The sequence below is a fragment of the Mycobacterium deserti genome (genome assembly GCF_025345615.1).
GTDB classification, from domain to species: domain Bacteria; phylum Actinomycetota; class Actinomycetes; order Mycobacteriales; family Mycobacteriaceae; genus Mycobacterium; species Mycobacterium deserti.
In genome coordinates this window covers 455,383-473,914 of the sequence record NZ_JAODWD010000002.1, presented here as the reverse complement: position 1 = coordinate 473,914, position 18,532 = coordinate 455,383, and the positions used below count along the sequence as shown (strand labels likewise).

At 65.0% G+C, this 18,532-nt stretch carries 18 protein-coding genes; 15 read left to right on the top strand and 3 right to left on the bottom strand.

Annotated features, from left to right (window positions below):
* Positions 1 to 108: 108 nt before the first annotated feature.
* From N4S67_RS08455 to N4S67_RS08445, 3 genes are read left to right on the top strand one after another with little or no spacing between them, the layout of a single operon-like run.
* Complete coding sequence (locus tag N4S67_RS08455; RefSeq protein WP_260992499.1) at positions 109 to 1,620, top strand: MFS transporter; 1,512 nt, start codon at positions 109 to 111, stop codon at positions 1,618 to 1,620.
* 47 nt (positions 1,621 to 1,667) lie between these two features.
* Positions 1,668 to 2,252, top strand: a complete 585-nt coding sequence (locus N4S67_RS08450; protein WP_260992498.1) for a TetR/AcrR family transcriptional regulator — start codon at positions 1,668 to 1,670, stop codon at positions 2,250 to 2,252.
* Positions 2,252 to 2,581 carry a DUF3253 domain-containing protein gene (locus N4S67_RS08445; RefSeq protein ID WP_260992497.1) on the top strand — a complete coding sequence of 110 codons (330 nt, stop codon included), beginning with the start codon at positions 2,252 to 2,254 and terminating at the stop codon, positions 2,579 to 2,581. Before N4S67_RS08450 ends, N4S67_RS08445 begins: the two co-directional genes overlap by 1 nt.
* A gap of 9 nt (positions 2,582 to 2,590) precedes the next feature.
* On the opposite strand, the gene N4S67_RS08440 is transcribed toward N4S67_RS08445, so the two are convergent.
* Positions 2,591 to 3,055 (bottom strand): YciI family protein, encoded by a 465-nt coding sequence (locus N4S67_RS08440; RefSeq protein ID WP_260992496.1) that lies wholly within the window; start codon positions 3,053 to 3,055, stop codon positions 2,591 to 2,593.
* Between the two features lie 324 nt (positions 3,056 to 3,379).
* Between N4S67_RS08440 and N4S67_RS08435 the strand changes: the two genes are divergently transcribed.
* Genes N4S67_RS08435 through N4S67_RS08380 form a run of 12 tightly spaced genes read left to right on the top strand, consistent with a single transcriptional unit; the run spans position 3,380 to position 17,049 of the window.
* Positions 3,380 to 4,231 carry an MlaE family ABC transporter permease gene (locus N4S67_RS08435; protein ID WP_260992495.1) on the top strand — a complete coding sequence of 284 codons (852 nt, stop codon included), beginning with the start codon at positions 3,380 to 3,382 and terminating at the stop codon, positions 4,229 to 4,231.
* 1 nt (position 4,232) lies between these two features.
* Positions 4,233 to 5,090 (top strand): MlaE family ABC transporter permease, encoded by an 858-nt coding sequence (locus N4S67_RS08430; RefSeq protein WP_260992494.1) that lies wholly within the window; start codon positions 4,233 to 4,235, stop codon positions 5,088 to 5,090.
* Positions 5,091 to 6,698, top strand: coding sequence for an MlaD family protein (locus N4S67_RS08425; protein WP_260992493.1), 1,608 nt, complete (start codon positions 5,091 to 5,093; stop codon positions 6,696 to 6,698). It abuts the gene before it with no gap.
* A complete protein-coding gene (locus N4S67_RS08420; RefSeq protein ID WP_260992492.1) occupies positions 6,695 to 7,750 on the top strand; it encodes an MlaD family protein in 1,056 nt (351 codons plus the stop codon). The genes N4S67_RS08425 and N4S67_RS08420 overlap by 4 nt, the downstream gene beginning before the upstream one ends.
* Positions 7,743 to 8,789 (top strand): MCE family protein, encoded by a 1,047-nt coding sequence (locus N4S67_RS08415; protein ID WP_260992491.1) that lies wholly within the window; start codon positions 7,743 to 7,745, stop codon positions 8,787 to 8,789. The genes N4S67_RS08420 and N4S67_RS08415 overlap by 8 nt, the downstream gene beginning before the upstream one ends.
* Entirely contained in the window at positions 8,786 to 9,895 is a 1,110-nt protein-coding gene (locus N4S67_RS08410) for an MCE family protein (protein ID WP_260992490.1), read from the top strand. The genes N4S67_RS08415 and N4S67_RS08410 overlap by 4 nt, the downstream gene beginning before the upstream one ends.
* Positions 9,895 to 11,115: an MlaD family protein gene (locus N4S67_RS08405; protein ID WP_260992489.1), complete on the top strand. Its 1,221-nt coding sequence runs from the start codon at positions 9,895 to 9,897 to the stop codon at positions 11,113 to 11,115. The genes N4S67_RS08410 and N4S67_RS08405 overlap by 1 nt, the downstream gene beginning before the upstream one ends.
* A complete protein-coding gene (locus N4S67_RS08400; protein ID WP_260992488.1) occupies positions 11,112 to 12,362 on the top strand; it encodes an MlaD family protein in 1,251 nt (416 codons plus the stop codon). Before N4S67_RS08405 ends, N4S67_RS08400 begins: the two co-directional genes overlap by 4 nt.
* Positions 12,363 to 12,376: 14 nt before the next feature.
* Entirely contained in the window at positions 12,377 to 13,006 is a 630-nt protein-coding gene (locus N4S67_RS08395; RefSeq protein ID WP_260992487.1) for a tetratricopeptide repeat protein, read from the top strand.
* Positions 13,003 to 13,785: a mannan-binding protein gene (locus N4S67_RS08390; protein WP_390893288.1), complete on the top strand. Its 783-nt coding sequence runs from the start codon at positions 13,003 to 13,005 to the stop codon at positions 13,783 to 13,785. The genes N4S67_RS08395 and N4S67_RS08390 overlap by 4 nt, the downstream gene beginning before the upstream one ends.
* A 44-nt stretch (positions 13,786 to 13,829) precedes the next feature.
* Positions 13,830 to 15,437, top strand: a complete 1,608-nt coding sequence (locus N4S67_RS08385; RefSeq protein WP_260992486.1) for an amidohydrolase — start codon at positions 13,830 to 13,832, stop codon at positions 15,435 to 15,437.
* A 43-nt stretch (positions 15,438 to 15,480) separates the two neighbouring features.
* Positions 15,481 to 17,049: a long-chain-fatty-acid--CoA ligase gene (locus N4S67_RS08380; protein WP_260993052.1), complete on the top strand. Its 1,569-nt coding sequence runs from the start codon at positions 15,481 to 15,483 to the stop codon at positions 17,047 to 17,049.
* A gap of 165 nt (positions 17,050 to 17,214) precedes the next feature.
* On the opposite strand, the gene N4S67_RS08375 is transcribed toward N4S67_RS08380, so the two are convergent.
* Together N4S67_RS08375 and N4S67_RS08370 are read right to left on the bottom strand one after the other, a co-directional pair.
* The gene (locus N4S67_RS08375; RefSeq protein ID WP_260993051.1) at positions 17,215 to 17,844 is read right to left on the bottom strand and encodes an SOUL family heme-binding protein; all 630 of its coding nucleotides are present in this window, start codon (positions 17,842 to 17,844) and stop codon (positions 17,215 to 17,217) included.
* Positions 17,844 to 18,326 carry a TspO/MBR family protein gene (locus N4S67_RS08370; RefSeq protein ID WP_260992485.1) on the bottom strand — a complete coding sequence of 161 codons (483 nt, stop codon included), beginning with the start codon at positions 18,324 to 18,326 and terminating at the stop codon, positions 17,844 to 17,846. Before N4S67_RS08370 ends, N4S67_RS08375 begins: the two co-directional genes overlap by 1 nt.
* Positions 18,327 to 18,532: the final 206 nt, after the last annotated feature.

Sequence of the window (18,532 nt, the reverse complement as noted above, 5' to 3'; positions counted from 1 at the left end):
CAGACTAGAACGTGTTCCAGTCCCCATGGCAAGGCCTCTCCGCGTTAGTTGAACAAATCAACAAATAGAACTATTGTTCAACTTATTTCTGCGGATAAGGGGAAATCGATGAGTGACGTCATTGCGCGGCCCGCCGGAACCCGCGAATGGGTGGGCCTCGGGCTGTTGGCGCTGCCGACGGCACTGCTGGGTCTTGATGTGACCGTCCTGTATCTGGCGGCGCCCAGCCTTGCGGCGGATCTGCGCCCCAGCGCCACCGAAATGCTGTGGGTGATGGACGTCTACGGTCTCATGATCGCCGGATTCCTGATCACAATGGGCACGTTGGGCGACCGGATCGGGCGGCGTCGGCTACTGATGATCGGCGCCGTCGCATTCTGCTTCGCTTCGATCGCCGCAGCGTTCGCGCCGGACGCGACTTGGCTGATAGTGGCTCGTGCGCTGTTGGGCGTGGCCGGAGCGACCTTGATGCCGTCGACGCTGGCGTTGATCGGAAACATGTTTGCCGATCGGCGCCAGCGCGCCTTGGCGATAGGGGTGTGGGCAACGGTGTTCGCGCTCGGTATGGCGGCCGGACCACTCGTCGGTGCGCTGTTGCTTGCCCACTTCTGGTGGGGTTCAGCGTTTTTAGTCGCCGTACCACTGGTGGCGGTACTCGTCGCCGCCGCGCCGATTGTCTTGCCGGAGTACAAGGCGCCGCACGAGGGTGGTTTTGACATCGTCAGCGTCGCGCTGTCTTTAGCCGCGATTCTGCCGATCGTCTACGCCGTCAAGCATGTGGCCGTTGACGGGATCGACATTCAGTCCCTGATCGCCGCCGTCGTCGGGGCAGGGTCGGCGGTGCTGTTCGTGCTCCGCCAGCGTGTGCTGACGGCACCGCTTCTCGACATGACGTTGTTCACCAGTCGCGCCTTCACCGCGGCGCTTTGCGTCCTGTTGATCGGTCTAATTGGTGTCGGCGGCGTGATGATGCTGGTGACCCAGTATCTGCAGTTGATTGAGGGTTTCTCGGCGACGGAGTCAGGTTTGTGGATGGGCCCGCCGGCCATGGCGATGTTCGTCGCCGCAATTGGTGCGCCCTTGGTGGCCCGGCGTGCCCGCCCGGGCGTCGTCATGGCCGTTACCCTCGCACTCTCGCTTGTCGGGTATGCGCTACTTGCGACGACGGGCGCAGGTCAGCCGATCACCGTGGCCGTCGGGTTTGCCCTGGTGTATCTCGGACTCGGCGCGATCGCCGCCCTGGGTACAGACATCGTTGTGGGAGCGGCGCCGCCCAGCAAGGCCGGGTCGGCCGCGGCGATGTCGGAGATGGTTCAGGAACTGGGTTTGGCCGTCGGCGTGGCCTTATTGGGCAGCCTCACGACCGTCATGTATCGGGCCAACATCGACATTCCGGTTAACACTTCCCCTGACGTGGCCGACCATGTGCGGGAGGACCTCTCCTCCGCCGTCGCCGTCGCGGCGGAGCGTGGGCCCCACGTCGTCGGCAACGCGCACACCGCCTTCATGGCGGGGTTCAACACCGCAGCGGTCGTTGCGGCTCTCGCCGTCGGAATCGTGACCGTCGTCTGCGCAACGATGTTGCGGCACATCCGCCCGGTCACGAACTCCGAGCCCTGACGGCCCACTAACCTGGCGACGAGGAGGTTGCGCTGACCGAAGACGTCGTGGTCACAGACGGCCGCAAGCTCAGGGGTCAACGGCGCCGCGCCGAGATCATCGACGCGGCGTTGAGGGTCGTGCGCCGCGACGGGGCCGCCGGAATCAGTCACCGCACCGTGGCGCGGGAGGCAGGTGTGCCGGCAAGCCTGACTGCCTACTACTTCCAAACGCTGGACGATCTACTCGTCGCCGCGCTGAGCACCGTCACCGAAAGTTACTCCGAACGCATCCGGGAGATCATCGACGGCGGCGGCGACGGTATTCGTGGCCTCGCCGAACTGATCGCGGAGTCCGCCGGACCCGGCCGCGAGCGGGCACTGGCGGAGCGCGAGCTGTCGACCCTCGCCGCACGGCGCCCGATCCTTCGTGAATTGGCCCGCGGCTGGCGCGACAACGTCGCTGAACTCGCCCGCGGCTTCACGTCCGACGCCGACGCCATCGACGCATTCGTGGCCGCGTCTGACGGCCTGTGCACCGCAATCCTTCTGGACGACGGCCGGCCCGACGTCGAGCACATCCGAGCCGTCCTCGCGCATACCCTCGCGCGCGGGACGACGACGGATTCGCGTCACGACCGACGGGCGACGTGATGGCGCTCCGCATCGAACTGAAGAGCATCGCCGACGCGGGCGGTCCCGCAGCGCGGTACGCAGACATTGCCCTCGGCGATGGCCCCGTCGTGGAGAGATTGGAATCGGCGATTCTGGCGCTGGCCCACCGACGCGGCCCGTCGAGCAGTACCTGCCCCTCCGACGCCGCGCGCGCCGTCGGCGGCCAGAACTGGCGCGACCTCATGGACGACGCCCGCGCCATCGCCAGGGATCTGGCTCGACAGGGCGACGTGGAGATCACGCAGAAGGGCGAGGTGCTCCACCCAGACGCGACTTGGCGCGGACCCATCCGGATCCGCGCCAAGTAACGCCGTGTCCTAGGCGAGCCGGTCGGCGTCCGCCCGTGCCTGCGCCGCAATCTTCTCGGCCAGGTCGGCCCGCCACTGGATCTCTTTCTTGATCCACGGGTTGTCCATCGGGAACTCGGTGCTCTCCGAGACCCGACGCACCTCGAGCTTGACGCCCTTGCCCAGCGGAACTTTCTGCGCCCACTGCTTGGCCTCTTCCTTCGACGACACGTCGAGGATCCAGAACCCGTTGAACAGTTCCTTGGCCTCGGTGTACGGACCGTCGGTGACCGCAGGCGGGTCGGCGTTGAAGTCCACGACGAAGCCCTCCTCGGGACCGGTCAGGCCCTCGCCGGCCAGCATGACGCCGGCCTTGATGAGCTCCTCGTTGAACCGGCCCATCTCCTCGATGATCTGGTTGAAGTCGACCTCGGCTTCGGCCATGGCCGCCTCGGCTTCGGGGGTGGACCGCATGATCAGCATGTAACGCGCCATTGTTCTGTCTCCTTCTAGTGGGGAAGGGGCTCGCTTCATCGTGCCCTCGTTGACACGTCGAACGGCAACCCTGCGAAATCGACACGCGCCGGAAACTTTTTCTGAGGAGTTTCTCGGGGATCTCGTCAGAACCAACCTGGCTCACCCACCATCGTGGCGAAGTTAACAACCATGCTGATGAAGTTCGAGTGTGACTGCCAGGCGATTTGCGGGTTCAGCTGACAATTCGTGTTTATTATGTGAATCTCTATTCTGTTACGTCCTGACGACCACCGGGGGCGCAACCTAGCCCGTCGCATCAACGAGTCACATGGGGGAGGACGGTTGTCGGTTCGGCACGCCGGTGCACAAGACGGCGTAGATGCGATCTCCGACTGGAGCACCGGATACGTCCGGCGTCACCCGCTGGCCTCGCTGACAACGGTCGGCGACCAGTTCGTGCTGGGTACCCGCACTCTCCAGTACTTGTTGATCGACCTCTTCACCGGTCGCTTTCAATGGCAGGAGTTCATCCGCCAAGGCGCGTTCATGGCCGGCACCGCCGTGCTGCCGACGGTCCTTGTGGCACTGCCGATCGGCGTCACCCTTTCGATTCAGTTCGCATTGTTGGCCGGCCAGGTGGGGGCCACTTCCCTGGCCGGAGCCGCCAGCGGGCTTGCGGTCATTCGGCAGGCCGCGTCGCTCACCGCCGCGATCCTGATGGCAGCCGCCGTCGGATCGGCCATCACCGCGGATCTCGGCTCGCGCAAGATGCGCGAGGAAACCGACGCCATGGAGGTCATGGGGGTGTCGGTGATCCGTCGACTCGTCGTGCCGCGCTTCGCCGCGGCCATCATGGTGGGCGTCGCACTCACCGGGGTGGTCTGCTTCGTCGGCTTTTTGGCCAGCTACCTGTTCAACGTCTACTTCCAAAACGGCGCACCGGGTAGCTTCGTCGCCACTTTCGCCTCGTTCGCGACCACCGGGGACCTGGTCATCGCGTTGGTCAAGGCGGTGATCTTCGGCGCCATCGTCGCAGTGGTGTCGTGTCAGAAGGGGATGTCCACGGTCGGGGGGCCGACCGGCGTCGCGAACTCGGTGAACGCGGCGGTCGTCGAATCGATCCTGGTGCTGATGGTCGTCAACGTCGTCGTCAGCCAGCTCTACATCATGATGTTTCCGCGGGTGGGTCTGTGATATGACAGTGGCCCCTTACCGACCGAAGGTTCTCGTTCCGGCGGTCCGCATCTACCGGAGATTCAGCACGCCGGTGATCCGGCTCGGGCACATGCTGGTGTTCTTCGTCCGGGCGTTGACGGGGGTGCCGATCGCCCTGCGCCACTACCGGGGCGAGTTCGTCCGGCTGCTCTCCGACATTGCCTGGGGCAAAGGCTCATTGGTGGTCGGCGGAGGTACCGCGGGGGTGGCGATCGTCCTCGGCATCACTGTCGGAGCACTCGTCGGTATCGAGGGCTACAACTTTCTCGATCTGCTGGGTCTGGGTCCCGCGACGGGCATCATCTCGTCCCTGGTGAACACCCGCGAGCTGGCACCGATCGCCGCCTCACTGGCGTTCGCCACTCAGGCCGGCTGCCGCTTCACCGCGCAACTGGGATCGATGCGCATCGCCGAAGAGATCGACGCCCTGGATTCGTTGGCCATCCGCCCCATTCCGTACCTGGTGACCACGCGATTGATGGCGTCGGTGGTCGCGGTGATTCCGCTGTACGTCGCCTGCCTTGCCGTCAGCTACTTGACGACGCAAGTCGTCGTGCACATCATCAGCGGCGGCTCGACGGGTTCGTACCTGCACTACTTCTCGCTGATGCTGGCCGGTCAAGACATCGTCTACTCGCTCATCAAAACCGTCATCTTCGTGTGGATCGCATCGACCGTGCAGTGCTACTACGGCTTCTACGCCAGCGGGGGGCCGGAGGGTGTGGGAGTGGCCGCCGGTCACGCGATGAGGGCCAGCATCACCGTCGTGATCATGGTCAACATGCTGCTGACAATGGCGCTGTGGTCCGTCGACGCCGGCGCACGGTTCGGGGGATAGGTGACCAATTCCCTTGAGCCGGACGGGCGTGGGCCGTCCGATCGCCAGCTGCTCGGCGGCGGTGTCGCACTGCTACTGGTGGCGGCGCTGGTCACCGCGGCACTGTTGATCAAGTCGACGGGCCGACTCGATCCCTACGTCCGAGTCGTCGCGGACCTCGTCAACGTCGGTGACGGTCTGCCGCAACGGTCCGATGTCAAATATCACGGCGTGCTCGTCGGTATGGTGGACAGCGTCACACCGGCCGCCAACGGCAATCCGAACTTCGTCCACATCGACCTCAAACCCGAATACGCACAGTCGATTCCGGCCGACGTGACCGCGCGCGTGGTGCCAAGCAATGTGTTCGCGGTGTCCTCGGTGCAGCTCGTCGACCGGGGCCCCGGACCTGCCATCCGCGCCGGTGCGCACATCGCCGAGGACACCGAGCTGCCAACGGTCCTCTTCCAGACCACCATCAGCAAGCTGCGCGACATCCTCGCTGCGACCGGTCGGGGCCGGGAGGACAAATCCATTGGCATCCTGGCCGCCGTCAACGCCGCGACGGAGGGTCAGCGCACCGAACTGCTGACCGCAGGCGCGCAGCTGAACCGATTGATCGACCAACTCGATGCGATCGTGTCCACCAACCCCGATGCGACGACGGTCTCCTCGCTCATCGACGCCACCAGGGGACTGCAGGCGACCGCACCTGAGCTGTTGGACTCACTGCATCAAGCGGTGCAGCCAATGCAGACCCTTGTCGAACAGCGCGCGCAGCTCGACGCCCTTGTCGCCGGCGGAGTGCACACGATGGGGACAACGCACACCGCGTTGAACAACCACGCCGAGCGGCTGGTGAAGATCACCGGGGAGTTCACGCCGGTGATGGGAGTCCTGGCGCAGACCTCGCACCACTTCGTTCCCGCGTTCGTCAAGCTCAACGGACTGGCCGACAAGTTCTTCGAACACGTGTGGATTCACGATCGAGACATCGGCAATATGCGCATCAACCTGTCGTTCACGCCCAGCCACACCTACAGCCGTGCGGATTGCCCGCAGTACGGAGAGCTGAAGGGGCCGAGTTGCTTCACAGCACCACTGGTTCCGACCCGGCCCGAACTGCCGGACGTGCTGATTCCGCAGAACTACCAACCACCCGCGGATCTGGCGCCACCGCCCGGCACGGTCCTGGGTGAGCACGGCAACCTGGTCGCCGTCGGCCCACCGTTGATCAACCCGAATCCGAGCCTGGCCGATCCCAATCCGCCACTGCCGCCGTGGATGCCGCCCGCACCACCGGTGCCGGGCACGGCCAATCCGGCGCTGGTGCCGACGCCGCCCCCACCGGTGCCGCTGTCACCAGCGGCGCCCGTGGCTCCCAAGCCGTGGGCAGACCCAACCGCCCCCAACTCGAGGGATGCAGCGCCCGCTTCGCCTGCACTGCCGGCTGAGGCCGCGCCCGCGTCCTACGGCGGAAACGTGGGTCCAGTCGGCAGTGAGTACGAGCGGACCCAACTGGCGATCGCCACAGGCCGACCGGCGTCCACCGCGACCCAATTGCTGCTCGGACCGGTCGCTCGGGGCACGACGGTCTCGGTCGCAACTGATTCGGGGGAGCCTCGATGAGACACCGCGGTGCACTGATCGGTCTGTCGATGTTCATGATCGTGGCGGTGGCGTTGACATGGCTCGTCTATGTCACGCTGCGGCGCGACGTCGCGGGTGGGACCGTGCCCTACGCGGCCGTCTTCTCCGACGTATTCGGCCTGCGCGAGGGTGATGACGTCCGGATGGCGGGAGTACGCGTCGGCCGTGTCGAAAGCATTGAACTGCAAGGTGATCTGGCGAAGGTCTCCTTCGTCGTGCGGGCCGACCAGCAGGTGCTCGGGACCACCGTCGCGTCGGTGACCTATCAGAACATCGTCGGCCAGCGTTATCTTGGCTTGTCCCTGGGCAATCTGGGACAACCGGGGGCCCTGCCGCCGGGCAGTGTCATCCCGGTCGAACGCACAGACCCATCATTTGACGTGGACACCCTTCTCAACGGCTACGAGCCCCTGTTCAGCCTGCTCAACCCCCGCGACGCCGACAACCTCACCAAGGGAGTCGTGCAGTCGCTGCAGGGCGACGCGGGATCCATCACCGCCCTTGTAGACCAGACCTCGCAACTGACGGAATCGTTCGCCGGACGCGACGAAGAACTCGGTGACGTCATCACCGATCTGAACACCGTGGTGGCCAACTTGGCCAGGCACAACGACGACCTCGACCATGTCATCTCCGAAACCCGCAGCGTCGTATCCACTTTCGATGCTCGGCGCCCCGAGTTGGTGGCGTCGATGGGGTCGATGGCGAAAGTGGTGCGTCAACTTTCGACGATCTCCGACGAGGTGTACCCGCCGTTGAATGAGCTCGTCACCCGGGAGCCGGGGTTCGCCTCGCACATGGTCGGCCTCGAGCCGCAGCTGGCGTTCACCGGCGCGAATCTTCCGCTGCTGCTCAAGGGATTTGCGCGCATCACCAACGAAGGTCCGTACGCCAACGCGTACGCATGCGACCTCAACATCCAGGGTTTCTTCCCCGGGCTCAACGACGTGATCCCGATCATCGTCGACGCCGCTTCTCCCGGAGAGGGCACGCAATACTCCCCGAAGTGCAGGAATATGGCCGATGGCTGATCGATCACCGCAGCAGCGACGGATACGGCGTCCGCTGGAGAATCGCAACAAGACCTGGCTCGGGGTCGTCGCTGTCACAGTGGTGGCCCTACTGATCGGCGCGATGCTGTTGGTCAAGGTCGCCGGTGTCGGGTACCGGCACTACACGGCCCATTTCTTGCAGGCCGCGGCACTGCAGGTGGGCAACCCGATCACGATCGCAGGTATCCCTGTCGGGGAAGTGACCAGCATGGAATTAGCCGGCGACCACGTCGAAGCGGGCCTGAGGGTCCGCGGCGACGTACCTCTGGGTGCCCAATCTCGAGCCATCATCAAAATCACCACGATCCTCGGATCCCGCTATCTGTCGCTACAGCCGGCGGGGGAAGGTTCGGTGCCCGACAACACCTTTGATCTGGAGCACACCGACGTTCCATACGATCTACAGGAGGCGCTGGCCGACGTCACAACCACCTATGAGCAGGTTGACTCGGACCGGTTCGCCGAAACGCTCGGAATCCTCGGTAAGCAACTGCAAACCCTGCCCCCGGTTATTCCGCAGGCGTTGACCAACACTCACAGGCTTTCGACGATCATCGCCGAACGGCGCGACCAGTTGGGCTCGCTGCTGGAGACCACCGAGACGGTGACGAACACGCTGCACCGTCAGCAGGCCACGATCGGAAGTCTGATCAGGCAGGGCAACACGCTGGTCGGCGAGTTCGTAACCAGACGCGCGACCTTTCACGCGATGATGGATGCGCTCACCAACCTCGTCGAAACGCTCAGCGGAATCGTCATCGACGACCGCCCTGAGCTCGAGGACTTGCTCCGTAATGTCCGTGAGCTGTCCGGCATGCTCGGAAAGCACGACGACTTGTTGCGCAGCACCTTGCAATCCGGCCCTGTCGCATTGCGCGGTCTGGCCAATGCCACCGGCACCGGCAACGCGGTCGGATTCAACGCTCCCAACGGATTGCTTGTCGACTCCTGGATGTGTGCCATCAGCGAACGGGCCGAGCAGTTCAACATGATTCCGTACTTCCAGGACTGCAAATGAGAACAAGAGTGATCCCGATCGGCGCCGTCGTCCTCGTACTTGCGGTAGTGATGGCCGCGGTGGGCTGGACCTTCGCCAAGGACCGATTGAATACCGTCACGCTCACCGCCCAGTTCGACAATGCGGCGGGGCTTTACGAGAACAACACTGTCGCGGTGCTCGGCATGCCGGTCGGCAAGGTCACCAAGATCACCCCAAAGGGTGCGTACGTCGAGGTCGAGTTCACGGTGGACAAGGGTGTTCAGGTGCCCGCGGATGCCCAGGCGGTGACGATCTCGAATTCGATTCTCACCGACCGCCAGATCGAGCTGACGCCGCCCTATCGCGGGGGGCCGACATTGAGCAACGGCGACACCATCGGGCTGAACCGGACCAAGACTCCTGTCGAATTCGCGCGTGTTCTCGACGTTCTGGACAAGCTGTCGACTTCGCTGCGTGGTGACGGTAGGGGCAACGGTCCGGTTGCCGACCTCGTCAACGCCAGTGCCGCCATCGCAGATGGCAACGGTCAACAGATGAAGGACGCGCTCGGGGAATTGTCGAACGCCCTGCGGCTGAGCGCCGACGGCGGTGAAGTGACCCGCGACCAGCTGACGACGATCGTCCGCAACGTGAGCTCTCTGCTCGACGCGGCCGCCGCCAACGATACGACGCTGCGCGAGTTCGGCTCGAATGTCCGCGTACTCAGCCAGGTCCTGGCTGACGAGGACTTGGGAAGCGGAACCACTGGGAAGAAACTGAACGACGTGCTTGTCCAGGCGGGCGAGGTGCTCGAGATTCACCGCGACGACATCAAGGAGATTCTCGCCAACGGTGACGTCGTGCTGAACACGACCGTCGAACACGAGCGCGACCTCGCCGAGTTCCTCGACCTGGCACCGATGACGCTGGACAACCTCTATAACGTCATCGATCAGAGAAACGGGGCCGCGCGGGTCAAGGTTCTCACTGACCGGGTGCTCTTCGAAACCCAAACGATCAAAGAAGTCTGCAACATGATGGGCCTGCGCCAGTTGGGTTGCAGCACTGGCACACTGCAGGACTTCGGACCGGACTTCGGACTTACCTACATGCTCGACGGTCTCGCCGCGATGGGGCAGAAGTAATGACCAGCCAGCGAGTAACCGTTCTGGCCGCGGTCGTCTGTCTTACCGTGTCCAGTTGCGCTTCAGAGGGTTTGGCGAGCCTGCCGCTACCCGCGCCCGGCGTAGGCACCGGCGGCTACACGCTGACGGCGGTGTTTTCCAACGCGCTCAATCTGCCGGCCAACGCAAAGGTCAAACTTGCCGGCGCCGACGTCGGCCAACTTGAATCGATGGTGGCCCGCAACTACACCGCGGTGACCACATTGCGCATCATGGACGGGGTTCGGCTGCCGCAGGGCAGCACCGCCGAGCTGCGTTCGGCGACTCCACTTGGTGACGTGTTCATCGCCGTCAAACCGCCGACTCCCGCGGACCCCGGTGCGCCACTGCTGCAGAACGGCGACGCCATCGAGCTGGACTCCACGACCGCGGCCGCGACGGTCGAATCGGTGCTCAGCTCGGCCGCGATCCTCGTCAACGGTGGCGCGGTACGCAACTTCACCAACATCGTCAACGGCCTGGGCAAGGCGACCGGCGATCAGGGTGAGGCATTCGGCACCCTCATTCGTAAGACCAACCACACCCTCGGCAGGCTCAACGCGCGGTCGGATCAGATCGCCACCGCGATGACCGAGACATCGCGGCTCGTCGGCGCCATCGAGGCCAAGAACCAGACGATCGCCGATGTCATGGCCGAGGCCCGTCCCGCGACCGACACCCTGGCTGCCCACACCAGTCAGATCGCAGAGCTTGTCGTGCAGGTCGGCGACGTCTCCGATCAGCTGCGCAAGTTCCCGTCGATCGCGGGCACCGACACCAGCGGCCGGAGCATGATCGCCGACGCCAACGAGGTCGCCCGGGCGTGGAACGACGTCGTGCTCACCCCCGACGCCACCCTGTACGCGCTGAACAGGTTGATGCCGCCGTTCGTCAAGGCAACCACCAGCAACGCCATCGCGGTCAACGCCAGCGTCGACCGCTTGATCCTGGGATCCATACCCGACATCGGGTTCGCCGGTGACCCCGGATTGCACGGCCCCAAGCGCTACAACTGGCACCAGCTTGTCGGATCGCTGCAGTACACGCTCTACCGGCTGCAGGAGAAGATCGTCGGTAAGGGCCCCGGAGTGCCGCAAGTGCCCGTCGTACCCAGTCCGACCGAGCCGGGGCAGATGGTGATTGCGCCGCCGCCACCGGACGCGCCGCCACCGGGTGCGCTGCCCGCGGAGGCGCCACGATGATCACCGCGATCGCCGATCGCATTGTCGCCGTGGTGCGCGCCGGTCACCGCCGGCGGGCGTGGTTGTCTGCAGGTGCGCTGATCCTGACGCTGGTGGTGGCCGTCGGGTATTTGACGCTTGTTGCGCTGCAGGTGAATCCGCTGGCATCGACCTACAGGGTGACCGTCGAGCTCCCGGAGTCCGCGGGTCTGCTCCCCAATCAGGACGTCACGCTGCGCGGCGTGCGGGTGGGGCGGGTGGATAGGCTCGACATCACGCCGTCAGGCGTCAACGCCGTCGTCAACGTCAACTCCTCGGTGCCCATCCCGGAGTCGAGCGACGTACGCGTGTCGGGCCTTTCGCCGGCGGGCGAGCAGTACATCGATTTCGTGGCGCAGTCCAATGACGGACCCTATCTACGCGACGGCAGCACCATCACCCAGGGCAGGGCCAGCGTCCCGGTCAGTCTGGCGGAACTGCTCGCCGATGCCGACGGCGCGCTGGCCCAGGTCGACACGGCCAAGATCGAGCTCATCAAATCCGAACTCAGCATGAGCAAGGACGGACCGCGCAAGCTTGCCGACATCATCAACGGCGGTACGTTCCTGCTGTCCACCCTCGACTCGGTGCTGCCGGAGACCACCAGCATGCTGCGCAACAGCCGCACGGCGTTCACGCTCGCCGCAGACAAGAATGCGGGAATCGACGTCGCCGCAGACAATCTCAGCGAGAGCTTCGCTGGGATCAACACGATGCGTGAGGGCTATCGCAGACTCACCAATGAGGCGCCGGATACCTTGTCGGACATCGACGCTTTGTTCGTCGACAACTCCGACACCATGGTGCAACTGCTCGGGAATCTGACCACCACATCGCGGTTGCTCTACCTTCGCGTGCCCGCGCTGAATGCGCTGTTCCCGACTCATCGCACATCGGTACTGGACGCGATCGGCAGCACCATGCACGACCACGGCCTGTGGGCGACCGGGGACATTTACCCGCAGTACGCCTGTGACTATGGAACGCCTCGTCGCCCGCCGTCGTCAGCCGACTACCCCGAGCCGTTCATGTACACCTACTGCCGCGACGATCACCCGGGAGTGATGATCCGCGGAGCGAGGAATGCCCCGCGCCCCGCCGACGACGACACCGCCGGACCGCCTCCCGGCGCCGACCTGGGCCGGATGACCGATCCGACACCCAAGGGCCGGTTCACGATTCCCACGCCGTATGGCGGCCCCACCCTGCCCATCGAGCCACCGCGCTGAATCACCATGAGGAGATGACCTTGTCTGTGACTACCGACAACGATCACGACACCAATACAGCCGAAGAGCTGGATCCTGAGGAAAACATTGAGTCGGTCGACGACGAAACCGAACAGGACGTTGACAAGACCGCGGACGGTGAGCACGAAGGCGGCGGGAGCAACCGGGGGCGGCGGCGACTGCGGCTCGGCGCTGCTGCGGCGATTGTCATTGTTGGACTTGCTGGTTCGGGATTCCTGGGATGGCAACTGTGGCAAGAGCGGCAGATCGACCGGGCGGGCCAAGAGGCCCAGAAAGCGGCCGTCGCGTACGCGGAGATCTTGACCAGTATCGACTCCACCAAGGTCGACGAGAATTTCGCGCAGGTGCTCGACGGGTCGACCGGTGAGTTCAAGGACATGTACTCCCAATCCAGCATGCAACTGCGACAGCTGCTGATCGACAACAAGGCGACCGCGCATGGCGTCGTCCTGGATTCGGCGGTGCAGTCCGCGACCAGGGACAAGGTCGTCGTCCTGCTGTTCGTCGACCAGTCGGTGTCCAACGCCAACGTACCCGACCCGCGTGTCGACCGCAGCCGGATCAAGATGACGATGGAGAACATCGACAATTCCTGGCGCGCAAGCAAAGTCGAGCTACCGTGATCCACCGCGCGGTCGTCGGTCTCATACTCGCGGCGGCCGCAGTTCTCGGTGCCGCACCCGTCTCCGCTGCGGCCCCGTCGTTCTGCGGTGAACTCGGGGGTCAATGGGACGGCCAGTACTGTCGCACGACAGTGCTCTCGGAGCGCAAGGCGGTCCGCGACATCAAGATGGCAATACCGGACCTCGTCGACAATCCGACCACCCGCCCCGTGCTCCGCGACTACCTGAGCACGCTGATGAACAACTGGCGCGCTGCCGCCGTCAAGATGGTTGCGGACAGCTACGGAGAGGAGAATTTCCAGATCTTCCGCCGCGGCAACGTACTCTCGGCGGTGTTCCGCGAGACCTATCACGCGGACGGCCCGGACTTCAACAACGCCTACCGCACATTCACTTTCGACATGGCCGCGGGTCGTCGACTTCAGCTGGCCGATCTGGTGCGGCCGGGCGTCGACCCGCTGGCGGCGATTCCTCCACTGGCCCATCCCTTCGTCGTCACTGCGCTCGACCAGGCGCCACCGCCGCACCAACCCGGAACGTACCCGTTCGTCGCGGATCGGTGGACACCCGACAAGGTGTATTCGGGCGGCTACCGTGCGTGGGCGCTCAGCGGGGACGAACTGATCCTGTACTTACCTGATTACCCTGTCGCACACGACACCCCGCTCAACTACACGCCGGGGCACATGCAGTGGTCGATCGACGGCGGTACCGCGCAGGCCCATATCCCGCTCGCAGCGCTCAGCTCGATACTGCGTCCCGAGTTCGGCGGGGCCTAGCCGAACGCCCCACCGCCACAAGTGCGCACCACCATACTGATCGGATGTCCACTGCCGATCTCGTGCTGACCGGAACCGTCCTCACCGTCGACGATCTGCAGCCGACCGCCGAAGCGCTCGCGGTGGCCGACGGCCGCATCGTGGCGGTCGGCAGCAGGGAGCAGATCGAGTGTTGGAGCGGGCCGCAAACGCGGACGCTCGACCTCGGCGACGGCTGCGTGATGCCCGGTCTGGTGGAGGCGCATGGGCATCCGCTGATGGAAGCGATCGTGCTGTCCGACCGGATGGTCGACATCCGGCCGGTCACGCTGCGCGACGCGTCCGCCGTCGTGGACGCGATCCATGCCGAAGTCGACAGGCAGGGCGACGACGGGGCCTACCTCAACGGCTGGGATCCGCTCTTGCAACGCGGCTTGCCGGAGCCGACGCTGGCATGGCTCGACGAACAGGCGCCCAACACCCCGCTGGTGATCGTGCACAACTCCGGGCACAAGGCATTCTTCAACAGCGCCGCAGCCCGACGCGCGGGCCTCACCCGCGACACCCCCGATCCGAAGGGCGCGCGATACGGGCGCGACGCGAACGGCGACCTCGACGGCACGGCCGAGGAGACAGGCGCGGTGTTCAGTCTGCTGCCCGACGCGATAAACCCCAGCGACTATCCAGCGATGCTGCGCGCGGAACTGGGGCGGCTAGCCCGGGCCGGGCTGACGACGTGTTCGGAGATGGCGTTCGACCCGATGTTCCGTCCGGTGCTCGACCAGATGCGCGACGAGCTGTCCGTGCGGCTGCGGGTGTACGAGATCTCGAACGCCGCAATGGCCACCGACGCGACGCCGGTCAATGGCGACGACATGGTGCGCCAGGTGGGTATCAAAATCTGGGTCGACGGTTCGCCGTGGATCGGCAACATCAACCTGTCGTTTCCGTATTTGGACACCGACGACGTCCGCATCATCGGTGTGGCCCCTGGTTCGTGCGGCCATGCCAACTACACCCGCGAGCAGCTCACCGAGATCGTGCACGCGTATTTCCCGAAGGGCTGGCCGATGGCCTGCCACGTACAGGGCGACGCGGGCGTCGACACCATCCTCGACGTGTACTCCGACGCGCTACGGCGCTGGCCCCGCGACGACCATCGGCTGCGGCTCGAGCACGTCGGCGCGATCCGCGACGAGCAACTGCAGCGGGCGCACGACCTCGGGGTGACGTGCAGCCTGTTCGTCGACCAGATTCACTACTGGGGTGACGTCATCGTCGACGGCCTGTTTGGGCCCGAACACGGAATGCGCTGGATGCCGTGCGGTTCCGCGGTCAAGACGGGCATGCGCATCTCGCTGCACAACGACCCGCCGGTGACCCCGGAGGAGCCGCTGCGCAACATCAGCGTCGCGGCCACCCGCACCGCGCCCAGCGGCCGGGTCATCGGGCCCGAGGAGCGAATCACGGTCGAGCAGGCGATCAGGGCCCAGACGATCGACGCGGCCTGGCAGCTGTTCGCCGACGACATCATCGGTTCGCTGGAGGTTGGCAAGTACGCCGACATGGTAGTGCTGTCGGCCGATCCGCGAACCGTGGCGCCGGAGCAGATCGCCGACTTGGAGGTACGCGCCACGTTCTTGGCGGGCCGGCAAGTTTATGGCCAACTCTAATTGACAACCACTGTTGTCATGGCAGGCTTTGGTCATGCCTGACCTGTCTGGACTTCCCGACCCCCGCTTCCTCGACGAACGAACCGCCCACTGGGCGAAGACCACCCCCGATGTCGAGGCGATGACCTATTTCGACCGCACCTGGACCTGGTCGCAGTGGGACGACCGGGTACGCCGACTGGCCGGCGCGCTCAAGGAGCGGGGCATCGGGCGGGGGGACGTCGTGGCGTTCCTCGACAAGAACCATCCCGCATGTGTCGAGCTGACGCTGGCCGCCGCGTCCCTCGGTGCCGCGAACGCGATCATCAATTTCCGGTTGGCCGCCGACGAACTCGACTACGTGGTCAACGATTCCGATGCCAAGCTGCTGATCGTCGGCAAGGAGCTGAAGCCGACCGTCGACAAGATCCGCGACAAGCTCACCCATGTCGAGCACGTCATCGAGGTGACGCCCGAGGGTGAGGACGGCGACGAGTACGAGGCGATGCTGGCCGCGGCCACTCCGACTGGGCGCGGCGAGGACGTCGAACCCGACGACGTGGCGATCATCATGTATTCCTCGGGCACGACGGGCCGACCCAAGGGCGTGGAGCTGACGCAGGCGAACCTGATCGCGCACACCGTCAACGCGCACGAGGGTTTCGAGTTCGACGAAGGCGACAAGAACATGGTGTCGATGCCGCTGTTCCACGTCGGAGGCTCGTCGTATGTGCAGTTCGGCCTGCACGACGGCGTCACGAGCGTAATGACGCGCGAGGTCGACGGGATGTCGCTGGCGGGGGCAATCCTCAAGGGCGCCAACCGAACATTCCTGGTGCCCGCCGTGCTGGCGAAGGTGCTGGACTCGGGCGAGGATGCGGTCAAACTGTTCGGCGCGCTGAAGACCTTCGCCTATGGTGCGTCGCCGATGCCGCTGCCGTTGCTCCGGCAGGCACTCGAGGCCTGGCCCAACACCGACTTCATGCAGGCGTACGGGTTGACCGAACTGTGCGGTGTGATCAGCCACCTGCTGCCCGAGGCGCACCGGGACCCCGGCAAGGAGGAGCGGTTGTCCAGCGCGGGGACGCTGGTGCCCAACGCCGAGGTGCGCGTTGTCGATCCCGACACGCTCGAAGACGTTGCGACGGGGGAGCAGGGCGAATTGTGGTTCCGCTCTCCGCAATTGATGAAGGGCTACCACAACAAGCCGGAAGCCACGGCCGAGGCCATCACGGACGACGGCTGGTTCCGCACCGGTGACATCGGCCGCGTCGACGACGGCGGCTACATCTTTGTCGAGGACCGGCTCAAGGACATGATCATCTCGGGCGGCGAGAACATCTATTCGATCGAGGTGGAGCGGGTGCTGGCCGAGCACCCGGCCGTGGTCGACGTCGCGGTGATCGGGGTGCCCGACGACAAGTGGGGCGAGGTGGTCAAGGCCGTTGTCCAGCTCGAGGGCGAGGCAAGCGAGCAGGATCTCATCACGTTCGCGCGGGAACGGCTGGCGGCCTACAAGTGCCCCAAGAGCGTCGACATCGCAGATGAGTTGCCGCGCAACCCCACCGGCAAGGTGCTGAAGAAGGACCTGCGCAAGCCGTACTGGGAGGGCCGCGACCGCACGACGGTCTAGGGCCGGTTCGGCGAGGCTAGGCAGATGAAGTGCCGAAGTGCCCACCTCTCACCGACGAAGTCGTCGAGAACGACAAAGTCGTTCTGAGGTGGGCAATTCGGGGTTCGGGTTTGGTGACGGTGACCGGCATCGCCTGCGACTTCGCCGGGGTTCAGAACCGCCGTTCTACTTCGAGCGGCCCGCAGCGACCGGAATCGCGATCTCGTTGCGGCGACGGAACGGCAGCGTCCACGGTGGGTCGTAGAACCATGCCAGCGGCTCTCCGGCAGGCTCGACACCGTTGTCGCGCAGTGTCTTCAAAAGTTCCTCGGTTCGCGCGGCGACGGCCTGGGGGCTGCGATCGCCGGTGAAGCGCTGCACTGCGTAGGTCTCCGCGGGTAGTTCGACAAGCGCCACCTCGTCGTCATCGGGCTGAGGCAGGGTCGCCATCGACCACTTCGACGGCATGAAGAAACGAATCGTGGACCGTCCGCCCTCGCTGGACTGCGCCACCGGTGCCGTCATCGCGATCTTCTCGCCCGATTGCTGACTGACGGGCGCAGTCATCGCTATCGACTCGTCGTGGTGGTTGCCGCCGAAGATGTAGCGGGCAAGCCTGCGGAAGCCGACGTTGCGCGCATGCTCTTCGTCGGCGTCGACCACCGTCTGTGCCGCGACGCGCGGACCGTAGCGCCGTATCTGGACGTTGTCGGTGAGTATGGTGGCCAGGTAGTGCGGTTCCTCGGTGCCGACTCTGACACCGGCGATCGACAACACGGATTCGACCACTTGCTTTGGTAATTCGACGATGCCCATCAGCGTGTGTTCAGGAACCAGATGTGCGACGACAGGACCGTCGCGAACGCGCACCACAATGGATATAGACCCAGCGGCGCCGCCTTCGCACCCTGCACCGCGACGGAGCGCCTCGTCAGATCGGCACTGCTGACCGTCAGTGCTCCGGCGGCGATGGCGGCCGTGCCCAGCATGCGGCGGTCGAAGAACAGCCATGACCAACTGCCGTTCAACACGAGATTCGCGACGAGCGCCGCGATGTAGCGGCGACGCTCGTCGCTCCTACCCTGCCGCGCCAACTCATCCAGCGTGGCCGACGACACCACCGCGATGTCGGCGTAAAGCATCGGCCACACTATCGGAAACGCCTGTCGCGGCGGCTGATACGGCGGCTTTCGGAGCGTGGCGTACCACGAGGACTGGGCGGGTCGGCTCGCCAGCCCGCCGATCACCGCGGTAACCGTCACTGCCAGTGCCGACGGGATGAGTGTTCTCCGTTGCACAAGTGCTCCTTGCCGTCGAGCAAAAATAGTTAAGTGACTGAAACATAACCTGCAGGGCGGTGTGATAAACACTGAGACGGTGACCGAAGTATGACGGCCGGTGGGCGCCCCCGGGCGCGCCTCGTCCTACCTCCGAGGGACTCTGGGTATGCGGCGACCATCCTGACAACGCGTGATTCAAGGGCGCTGGTCAGCGGGCGTCGCAC

Excerpts from the sequence above, each read along its gene's own strand:
- N4S67_RS08455 (WP_260992499.1), top strand. The coding sequence starts at position 109 with ATGAGTGACGTCATTGCGCGGCCCGCCGGAACCCGCGAATGGGTGGGC.
- N4S67_RS08445 (WP_260992497.1), top strand. The coding sequence starts at position 2,252 with ATGGCGCTCCGCATCGAACTGAAGAGCATCGCCGACGCGGGCGGTCCC.
- N4S67_RS08440 (WP_260992496.1), bottom strand. The coding sequence starts at position 3,055 with ATGGCGCGTTACATGCTGATCATGCGGTCCACCCCCGAAGCCGAGGCG.
- N4S67_RS08430 (WP_260992494.1), top strand. The coding sequence starts at position 4,233 with ATGACAGTGGCCCCTTACCGACCGAAGGTTCTCGTTCCGGCGGTCCGC.
- N4S67_RS08420 (WP_260992492.1), top strand. The coding sequence starts at position 6,695 with ATGAGACACCGCGGTGCACTGATCGGTCTGTCGATGTTCATGATCGTG.
- N4S67_RS08415 (WP_260992491.1), top strand. The coding sequence starts at position 7,743 with ATGGCTGATCGATCACCGCAGCAGCGACGGATACGGCGTCCGCTGGAG.
- N4S67_RS08410 (WP_260992490.1), top strand. The coding sequence starts at position 8,786 with ATGAGAACAAGAGTGATCCCGATCGGCGCCGTCGTCCTCGTACTTGCG.
- N4S67_RS08405 (WP_260992489.1), top strand. The coding sequence starts at position 9,895 with ATGACCAGCCAGCGAGTAACCGTTCTGGCCGCGGTCGTCTGTCTTACC.
- N4S67_RS08400 (WP_260992488.1), top strand. The coding sequence starts at position 11,112 with ATGATCACCGCGATCGCCGATCGCATTGTCGCCGTGGTGCGCGCCGGT.
- N4S67_RS08395 (WP_260992487.1), top strand. The coding sequence starts at position 12,377 with ATGACCTTGTCTGTGACTACCGACAACGATCACGACACCAATACAGCC.
- N4S67_RS08385 (WP_260992486.1), top strand. The coding sequence starts at position 13,830 with ATGTCCACTGCCGATCTCGTGCTGACCGGAACCGTCCTCACCGTCGAC.
- N4S67_RS08375 (WP_260993051.1), bottom strand. The coding sequence starts at position 17,844 with ATGGGCATCGTCGAATTACCAAAGCAAGTGGTCGAATCCGTGTTGTCG.